At 68.3% G+C, this 6000-nt stretch carries 5 protein-coding genes; 3 read left to right on the top strand and 2 right to left on the bottom strand.

The genetic code is table 11. The features are described 5' to 3' along the window. Positions 1–17 precede the first annotated feature (17 nt). Positions 18–1271 (bottom strand): serine hydroxymethyltransferase, encoded by a 1254-nt coding sequence (gene glyA / locus ASG87_RS17805; protein WP_056008362.1) that lies wholly within the window; start codon positions 1269–1271, stop codon positions 18–20. 140 nt (positions 1272–1411) lie between these two features. Between glyA and ASG87_RS17810 the strand changes: the two genes are divergently transcribed. Together ASG87_RS17810 and ASG87_RS17815 are read left to right on the top strand one after the other, a co-directional pair. After that, complete coding sequence (locus tag ASG87_RS17810) at positions 1412–2488, top strand: dienelactone hydrolase family protein (protein WP_056008365.1); 1077 nt, start codon at positions 1412–1414, stop codon at positions 2486–2488. A 12-nt stretch (positions 2489–2500) separates the two neighbouring features. Next, complete coding sequence (locus tag ASG87_RS17815; protein WP_056008367.1) at positions 2501–3109, top strand: TetR/AcrR family transcriptional regulator; 609 nt, start codon at positions 2501–2503, stop codon at positions 3107–3109. On the opposite strand, the gene ASG87_RS17820 is transcribed toward ASG87_RS17815, so the two are convergent. Further along, a complete protein-coding gene (locus tag ASG87_RS17820; protein WP_056008370.1) occupies positions 3103–3987 on the bottom strand; it encodes a DUF817 domain-containing protein in 885 nt (294 codons plus the stop codon). The two genes, ASG87_RS17815 and ASG87_RS17820, sit on opposite strands and share 7 nt — an antisense overlap. A gap of 247 nt (positions 3988–4234) precedes the next feature. Here ASG87_RS17820 and ettA point away from each other — a divergent pair, with 247 nt between their 5' ends. Beyond that, on the top strand, positions 4235–5896 hold the full coding sequence (ettA, locus tag ASG87_RS17825) for an energy-dependent translational throttle protein EttA (protein ID WP_056008373.1): 1662 nt from the start codon (positions 4235–4237) through the stop codon (positions 5894–5896). Positions 5897–6000 lie beyond the last annotated feature (104 nt).

Here is a 6000-nt window from a genome sequence, read left to right on the forward strand (position 1 = left end):
TCCCGAATCCCAACTCCTCAGCCATACACCGGAAATTTCTTGCACTGCGCCTCGACCTTGGCGCGTACGGCGTCGATCACCGCGCTGTCGTTCGGCGCGTCCAGCACGTCACAGATCCAGTTGGCCAGTTCCACGCAGTCGGCTTCCTGGTAGCCGCGGGTGGTGACGGCCGGGGTGCCGACGCGCAGGCCGGAGGTGACGAAGGGCTTGCGCGGATCGTTCGGCACGGCGTTCTTGTTGACCGTGATGTGCGCCTTGCCCAGCGCCTCTTCCGCATCCTTGCCGGTGACATCCTTGCCGATCATGTCGACCAGCATCAGGTGGTTCTCGGTGCCGCCGGAGACGATCTTGTAACCGCGCTCGATGAAGGTCTTCGCCATCGCCTTGGCGTTCTTCACCACCTGCGTCTGGTAGGCCTTGAACTCGGGCTCCAGCGCTTCCTTGAACGCGACCGCCTTCGCCGCGATCACGTGCATCAGCGGGCCGCCCTGGATACCGGGGAACACGATCGACTGCAGCTTCTTCTCGATCTCTTCGCCCGCGCCTTTCGCCACGATGATGCCGCCGCGCGGACCGCGCAGGGTCTTGTGGGTGGTCGAGGTGACCACATGCGCGTGCGGCAGCGGGCTCGGGTATACGCCCGCGGCGATCAGGCCGGCGACGTGGGCCATGTCGACGAAGAAGATCGCGCCGACCGAGTCGGCGATCTGGCGCATGCGCACCCAGTCGACCACCTGCGAGTAGGCGCTGAAGCCGCCGACCAGCATCTTCGGCTTGTGCTCGCTGGCGAGGCGCTGTACTTCGTCGTAGTCGATCAGGCCGTCGGCATCGACGCCGTACTGCACGGCGTTGAACAGCTTGCCGCTGACGTTGACCTTGGCGCCGTGGGTGAGGTGGCCGCCGTGCGCCAGGCTCATGCCGAGGATCGTGTCGCCCGGGTTGAGCAGGGCCAGGTACACCGCCTGGTTCGCCTGCGAGCCGGAGTGCGGCTGCACGTTGGCGTAGTCGGCGTCGAACAGCTTCTTCAGGCGCTCGATCGCCAGCTTCTCGGCGATGTCCACGTATTCGCAGCCGCCGTAGTAGCGCTTGCCCGGGTAGCCTTCGGCGTACTTGTTGGTGAGCTTGGAACCCTGCGCTTCCATCACGCGCGGGCTGGCGTAGTTCTCCGAGGCGATCAACTCGACGTGATCTTCCTGGCGGCGGCCTTCATCGGCGATGGCCTTGGCCAGTTCGTCGTCGAAACCTGCGATCGTGCAGTCCTTGGGGAACATCCTGACCTCTTCGGGTGGCGAGCGGGAGTTAAGACTTCGAAGTGTAGCGCCGGGGCCGGTTGCGGTCACCGGCGGCCGTTGCCGGCACGTTTCGTACAATGTACCGTACGTTGTACATGATCCAGCCCAGGGGTTTCTCCATGCTGCCTCCATTCCGACGGATGCGCGCCGCCTGCCGCATTCCCGGCAAGCTGTGCTGGTTGCTGCTGCTTTTCGCCCTGCCCATGGCGCTGCCGGCCCAGGAGGCCAGCGGTGTCGGCATCGCGCGGATCAGGATCGACGACCCGGTCAACGGCGGCCAGATGCCCGGCTTCGTGTTCTATCCCTCGACCCGGCCGGCGGGCGGCACCAAGCCGATCGGCCCGTACAACGTGGCCGCCGCGTTCGGCGCGCCGGCACAATCCGGCGCCCGGCCGCTGGTGGTGATCTCGCACGGGCACGGCGGCTCGAACCTGGGCCATCACGACCTGGCGACCTGGCTGGCCGGCCACGGCTTCGTCGTCGCCACCATCGAGCACCCGAAGGACAACTTCCACGACCAGAGCGGCACCGGCAACTCCACCGTGCTGGTCGGCCGCGCGGTGCAGGTGCGTGCCGCCATCGACGCCCTGCTCGCCGATGCGCGCTGGAAGCCGCTGATCGATCCGGCACGGATCGGCGTGGCCGGCTTTTCCGCCGGCGGCTATACCAGCCTGCTGCTGGTCGGCGCGCAACCGCGGTTCGACCGGTTCATCACCTACTGCCAGCGCCATCCGGACGACGCCGACACCTGCGCCCCTGTGCAGAAATACAAGCCGGCCGAGCTGGTCGCCGCAGCCGCCGCCATACAGAAGGACCTCACCCGCTGGGGACCGACCGCCGACCCGCGCATCAAGGCCGCCTTCGCGATGGCGCCGCTGAGCCTGGTCTTCGACAAGGCGGGCGCCGGCGCGATCGATCGGCCGGTCGACCTCTGGTACGCCGAGAACGACCGCGTGCTGCTGCCGGCGGAGAACGCCCTGCACGTCAAGCCGCTGATCCGCACGCTCGCACGCAGCACGATGGTGCCGAAGGCCGACCACTGGGTGTTCCTCGCGCCGTGCTCGGCGGAACTGGCGAAGGACGCGCAGGCGATCTGCAGCGATCCGCTGGGCGTGGACCGCGCCGCGGTGCATGCGCGGCTCGATGCCGACGCGCTGGCGTTCTTCCGCCGCGCGTTCGGCATGTCCGCGCCCTGAGCCTGGCCCGCCATGCCCAGGGCCCTGAGCGAGCAGGAAGCCGACGCGTTCCGCGACCGCCTTTGCCGGGTCGCGGCGCGCCTGTACGTGGACGAAGGCCCCGGCGCGGTCACCATGCGCCGGATCGCCGCCGGGCTCGGCTGCGGCACGATGACGCCGTACCGCTACTTCGCCAACAAGGAGCAGATCGTCACCGCGATCCGCACGCGCGGGCTGCACCGCTTCTCCGAGGCGCTGGAGCGCGCGCTGGCCTCGCCCGGCGACGGACGCACCCGCAGCCGCGCGGTGCGCGACGCCTACATCGCCTTCGCCCGCGGCGACACGGCGACCTACCGGCTGATGTTCGAATACCCCGAAACCAACCGCGACGATCCGGCCTACCGCGCCGCGCACCAGCGCATGTGGCGCACCATCGCCGCGCACGTCGAGGTGATGGTCGCCGAAGGCGCGGTGGAGGCCGACGCGCCGATCCTCGGCCACCAGGTCTGGGCCGCGCTGCACGGCGCGGTGATGCTGGAGATCGCCGGCCTGCTGCCCGAAGGCTACGACGCCGCCTCGCTGCACACGCGCACCGCCGGCACCCTGTTCGACGCCGCCAGGCCCGGGCGCCACGGTCATTGAGCGGGGGCGCGCCTTCGCGACAAGCCGCCGGCATGCAGGGCCGCGACCATGGCGTAGCTGATGATCATCAGCAGCAGCCACGCGCCCAGCTTGCCCAGCGGCACCATGCCCCACCCCGCCCGCTGGCTCGGATAGAGCCAGGCGCGGGTGAAGGTTCCGATGTTCTCGGCCAGCCAGATGAACGATGCCACCAGCACGAAGCCCAGCAACAGCGGCATCCGCCGATGCACCCGGCGCACCCGGAAGTGCACCGTGCAACGCCCGAACAGCACGGCCACCGCGACGAACAGCAACCCGCGCATGTCCGGCAGGTAATGATGGGTGAAGAAGTTGAGATAGATCGCCGCAGCCAGAACCATCAGCGCGCGCAGCGGCGGGTGCTGCGTGAAGCGAAAATCGAACAACCGCCACGCCCGCGCGATATAGCTGCCGACCGATGCGTACATGAAGCCGCTGAACAACGGCACGCCGCCCAGCCGCAGCAGCGAAGGCTCCGGATACGTCCATGAGCCCGCGGCCGTCTTGAACAGCTCCATCGCCGTGCCGACGACATGGAACAGCAGGATCGCCTTCGCCTCTTCCCGGCTTTCCAGCCGGAACGCGAGCAGGCCGGCCTGGATCGCCACCGCGGCAAGGGTGAGGAAGTCGTAGCGCGCCAGCGCCGCCGAGGCCGGATACCAGCGCCAGGTCGCCAGCAGCAAGGCCACCATCAGGCCGCCGAACAGGCAGGCTGCCGCCTGCTTCATCCCGAAGCAGACCAGTTCGTGCGCGGCAACGGCCCAGCGCCCGCGCATGCGCCTGCCGATGCGCCAGTCGAGCACGGCGAGGCGGCGCGTCAAGCCGCCGGCCAGCCAGCCCGCTCCGTCGTTCGCCGCCATCGGCCACCACCGCGCATCCCGGAAACCGGCAGCATGGCGGGGGGTTCTGGCGGCGATCCTGCGGCGGCGGGACCGCCCGCGGGCATGACGCGGGCAATACGGCGGCGTGGCGCGGGCCCGCGCCGGGCATCGGCCGGAACGGCGCCATCAAGGGCGCGCCGCAACCCGGTATAATGCGCGGTTTAGCGATTCCCCCCTTCCCGTGCCGGCTCCCCGGAGCCCCGCGGCGCACGCCTTCGGAGGTTGCATGCAGTACATCTACACCATGAACGGGGTCAGCAAGATCGTTCCCCCGAAGCGCCAGATCATCAAGGACATTTCGCTGAGCTTCTTCCCCGGCGCCAAGATCGGCCTGCTGGGCCTGAACGGCGCGGGCAAGTCCACGGTGCTGAAGATCATGGCCGGGGTGGACAAGGACTTCCAGGGCGAGGCGCGCCCGCAGCCGGGCATCAAGGTGGGCTACCTGGCGCAGGAGCCGCAGCTCGATCCGGAGAAGACCGTGCGCGAGGCGGTGGAGGAAGGCGTCAGCGAGATCCTCGATGCGCAGAAGCGCCTGGAGGAGGTCTACGCCGCCTACGCCGAGGAAGGCGCCGACTTCGACAAGCTGGCGAAGGAGCAGGAAGCGCTGGAAGGCATCCTGGCCGCCAACGACGCGCATGCGCTGGAGCGCCAGTTGGAAGTGGCCGCCGACGCGCTGCGCCTGCCGCCGTGGGACGCGAAGATCGGCCCGCTTTCGGGCGGCGAGAAGCGCCGCGTGGCGCTGTGCCGCCTGCTGCTGTCCAAGCCGGACATGCTGCTGCTGGACGAGCCCACCAACCATCTCGACGCCGAGTCGGTGGACTGGCTGGAGCAGTTCCTGCACGACTACCCCGGCACCGTGGTGGCGGTCACCCATGACCGCTACTTCCTCGACAACGCCGCCGAATGGATCCTCGAACTCGACCGCGGCCGCGGCATTCCGTGGAAGGGCAACTACACCGAATGGCTGGAGCAGAAGGACCAGCGCCTGAAGCAGGAAGCGCAGCAGGAGAAGTCGCGCCAGAAGGCGATCGCCAAGGAGCTCGAGTGGGTGCGCTCGGCCGCCAAGGGCCGCCAGTCCAAGGGCAAGGCGCGCCTCAACCGCTTCGAGGAGCTCAACTCGGTCGAGTACCAGCAGCGCAACGAGACCAACGAGATCTTCATCCCGCCGGGCGAGCGCCTGGGCCAGGAAGTGATCGAGTTCAAGAACGTCAGCAAGTCGTTCGGCGACCGCCTGCTGATCGACGACCTGTCGTTCAAGGTGCCGCCGGGCGCCATCGTGGGCGTGATCGGCCCGAACGGCGCCGGCAAGTCCACCCTCATGAAGCTGATCACCGGCGTGGAGAAGCCCGACTCCGGCGAGGTGAAGCTCGGCCACACGGTCAAGCTCGCCTACGTGGACCAGTCGCGCGGCATGCTCGACGACAAGAACAACGTGTGGCAGGAAGTCTCCGGCGGCGCCGACATCCTCACCATCGGCAACTTCGAGATCCAGTCGCGCGCCTACATCGGCCGCTTCAACTTCAAGGGCACCGACCAGCAGAAGATCGTCGGCAACCTGTCCGGCGGCGAACGCGGCCGCCTGCACCTGGCCAAGACCCTGCTGCAGGGCGGCAACGTGCTGCTGCTCGACGAACCGTCCAACGACCTGGACGTGGAAACCCTGCGCGCACTGGAAGACGCGATGCTGGAATTCCCCGGCTGCGCGATGGTGATCTCGCACGACCGCTGGTTCCTCGACCGCATCGCCACCCACATCATCGCCTTCGAAGGCGACTCGCACGTGGAATTCTTCCCCGGCAACTACAACGAATACGAAGCCGACAAGAAGCGCCGCCTGGGCGACGAGGCAGCGAAGCCGCACCGTGTGAAGTACAAGAAGCTGGCCTGAGGCCGGCGCGAGGCCCGGGATTCGGGATTCGGGGCTCGGGATTCGGGATTCGGGATTCGGGATTCGGGATTCGGGATTCGGGATTCGGGATTCGGGATNTCGGG

The sequence above is a fragment of the Frateuria sp. Soil773 genome (assembly GCF_001428405.1).
Classification (GTDB): domain Bacteria; phylum Pseudomonadota; class Gammaproteobacteria; order Xanthomonadales; family Rhodanobacteraceae; genus LMSL01.